We start from the raw sequence: 2,855 nt of genomic DNA, 5'->3' as shown, positions 1-2,855 counted from the left end.
TAAATAATAATCAGAAAATAACCATGAAAAAAGTATCCATAGCATTGTTTGAACCGGATATTCCTCAAAATACTGGGACTATACTAAGATTAGCTACTTGTTTTGATTTACATGTGGATATAATAGAACCCTGTGGTTTTATTTTCGGAGGAAAAGCAATGAAGCGAGCTACTATGGATTACTTAAGTGAGGTAAGTTATAAAGTACATCCAGATTTTATGAGTTTTTATAGGGAAGTCTTACCTAAACCACAGGAATGCTTACCAGTTAAGTTTTGTAAATCTAACTTTTCTTGGGGTGACTTTTCTCAACCTAATTTTTTTAAGCACGAATATACAGTGCCAGAGTTTTCAAATAGTATGTTTTCTAACACTAAAACTACCACTGATGAGTGCTTATCAATAAAAAATTCAGTACAGCATCTTTTTAGATCTGAACCAGTTACATCAAAATTAGAAGAATCAGCTCTCTTTTTAGTAAATCATTCTACGATAGAATCTTCTAAACAAGAGTCTTATCAAGCTAAGCGATTAATCCTTGCTACTACCAAAGCAACGCAAAGCTATAGTAATATTGCTTTCAAAGAAGGAGATATAATTCTCTTCGGTAGGGAGAGTAGCGGAGTAGAGGATTATGTAAGAAAATTAGTTAATGTAGAAATAGGTATTAGAATGTATAATGGGAAAAGATCGCTTAATTTAGCGGTATCCGTAGGAATTATTGTTTCAGAAGCCCTAAGGCAATTAAACCCATAAAATTTTTCTGTGCCAAACACCGAATATTTAATAAGATCTTCTCCTCATACAATATATTCCATACTAGTTTTTTCTAAGGTAAAAGTTAACCCTATATACTGTGTAATTCTGGATCTGTTCTCTATCTAAAAGCTACCTTATAAATACTTTCTTAAACTGTATAACTTACTTTCTTCCGATATATCTGCTAAGTACTATGGCTAATATCCAACTATGCCATATACTTTCTACTTCTAAAAAACTATATAAAGTATTCAAAAAAACAGAATGGAGAGGTATTATTGTGAGCTAATCAAAAACCTAGACAGTAAAAACTTTTCATCTAAAAAGTTGAATAATATAAATAATAGGAGTATAATATCATAGTTGGTTATATAGGTAATTGCTGTTAAGTATTAATTAACAGAGGAAAGTCCGAGCTTCATAGGAATAAAAGACTAGATAACCTCTAGCAGGGGTAACCCTAGAGAATAGTGCCACAGAAAAGATACCGCCACAATTTTTTAAATTTTATTTAAATCAATTACGGTAAGGGTGAAATGGTGGGGTAAGAGCCCACCGCTTTTTTGGTAACAAAAAAGGCAAGGTAAACCTTCTTTGAAGCAAGACCAAGCAGAATAATTTCTGTTAATTCATTTAACAGAGCTGGATTCCTACAGTATTTATTTGGGTAGGTCGCATGAGATTAGTAGTAATATTGATCCAAGATGAATAATTACCAATTAGTATTCGTACTAATTACAGAACTCGGCTTATAGTATAACCAACACTTAATTTTTATTTTCATATATGTTTATAGATATAACTCAATTAAAACAGCAAAAACAGCACTTCCCAGTATTAATTCGAGAAGTACTTGAGTATCTTAATTTAAGTGATAATGCTGTGTATGTAGATGCAACTTTTGGAGAAGGTGGTTATAGTAGGGCAATCCTTGAACATTCAAATGCTAAAGTTATAGCTCTGGATAGAGATGCTACGGTTACACCTTATGCTGAGTTATTAACCAAAGAATATACAGAGAGATTTACCTTTTGTTTAACTAAGTTTAGTAAACTTAAAGCAATATTAACCAAATTAGAACATACTAAGGTAGATGGGATAGTTTTAGATTTAGGACTCTCTACCATGCAATTAAAAGATAAAAGTAGAGGATTCTCTTTTAATGTTACTGATGATAACCAAAGTTTCTTACTTATGCAAATGGGAATTAATGAGGTAAGTGCGGCTGAATTTCTTAATAGTGCCAGTGAGCAAACTCTTAGGGATGTAATTTTTTATTACGGAGAAGAAAGGCTTGCTAAGCAAGTTGCAAAAGCTGTAATAATAGCAAGAAAGCAGAAAAAAATTACTATGACAGCAGAAATAATAGCCGTTCTTAGGAAAGTCTTAGGTTATAAAAGAAAAAATAAAATAGACCCGCTTACTAAAACTTTTCAAGCATTACGAATTCATGTGAATCAAGAACTTACTGAACTTAGAGAAATTCTTAAAATTGTACCACAAGTTCTAAAACCAAAAGGTAGAGTAATAGTTGTAAGTTTTCATTCTTTGGAAGATAGAATTGTAAAAAATTTTTTAAGTAATGATAATCTTTTTGAAAATACTACCATGGAAAACTCTGCTAAAGGTAATCAATTTTTTAAAGTTATTAATAAAAAGGTTATTATTCCTCAGACTGATGAATTACGTATTAATGCCCCATCACGTTCTGCAAAAATGAGGGTAGGGGAATTATTATAATGAGTAAAATGTTACTAAATTTAATTTTTGTAGTATTAATAATTGTTCTGATTACTACTATTTTTAATCTTAGAGTAAGATATTTAGAAAAACAAATTAGTGTATTAAACAATCATGTTTATCAAAAACACGAAGAGTTGCAAAATCTCAAAGCAGAGTGGAATTATTTAAATAATAAGGCTTATTTGAAAAACTTAGCCAATAAATTTTTGCCGAATCTTATTAATAATACTAATAAAAGTGCTGATATAGCAAATATTCCCCTAATACAACATGACCAATAAAGAGTATTTCAATAAAAATAATCATGTTACTAAAAGTAGGATTAAATACCTCCCTATTTTCTTTTTAATATTA

General features: G+C 30.3%; 3 protein-coding genes and 1 other RNA gene. All 4 read left to right on the top strand.

Translation table 11 applies throughout. The features are described from left to right. The coding region (locus tag ACQCX0_RS01565; RefSeq protein WP_462562383.1) for a tRNA (cytidine(34)-2'-O)-methyltransferase at window positions 1-755 on the top strand (755 nt) is incomplete at its 5' end. A gap of 366 nt (window positions 756-1,121) precedes the next feature. After that, window positions 1,122-1,526: RNase P RNA component class A (gene rnpB / locus ACQCX0_RS01560), an RNA gene on the top strand. 18 nt (window positions 1,527-1,544) lie between these two features. Then, window positions 1,545-2,498, top strand: a complete 954-nt coding sequence (rsmH, locus tag ACQCX0_RS01555) for a 16S rRNA (cytosine(1402)-N(4))-methyltransferase RsmH (protein ID WP_462562382.1) — start codon at window positions 1,545-1,547, stop codon at window positions 2,496-2,498. Beyond that, entirely contained in the window at window positions 2,498-2,782 is a 285-nt protein-coding gene (locus ACQCX0_RS01550) for a hypothetical protein (RefSeq protein WP_462562381.1), read from the top strand. The genes rsmH and ACQCX0_RS01550 overlap by 1 nt, the downstream gene beginning before the upstream one ends. Window positions 2,783-2,855 lie beyond the last annotated feature (73 nt).

The sequence above is a fragment of the Candidatus Hepatincolaceae symbiont of Strigamia maritima genome (genome assembly GCF_055505085.1).
Note: the sequence above shows the minus strand (reverse complement) of the source record. Positions and strands in the feature narration are given on the sequence as shown.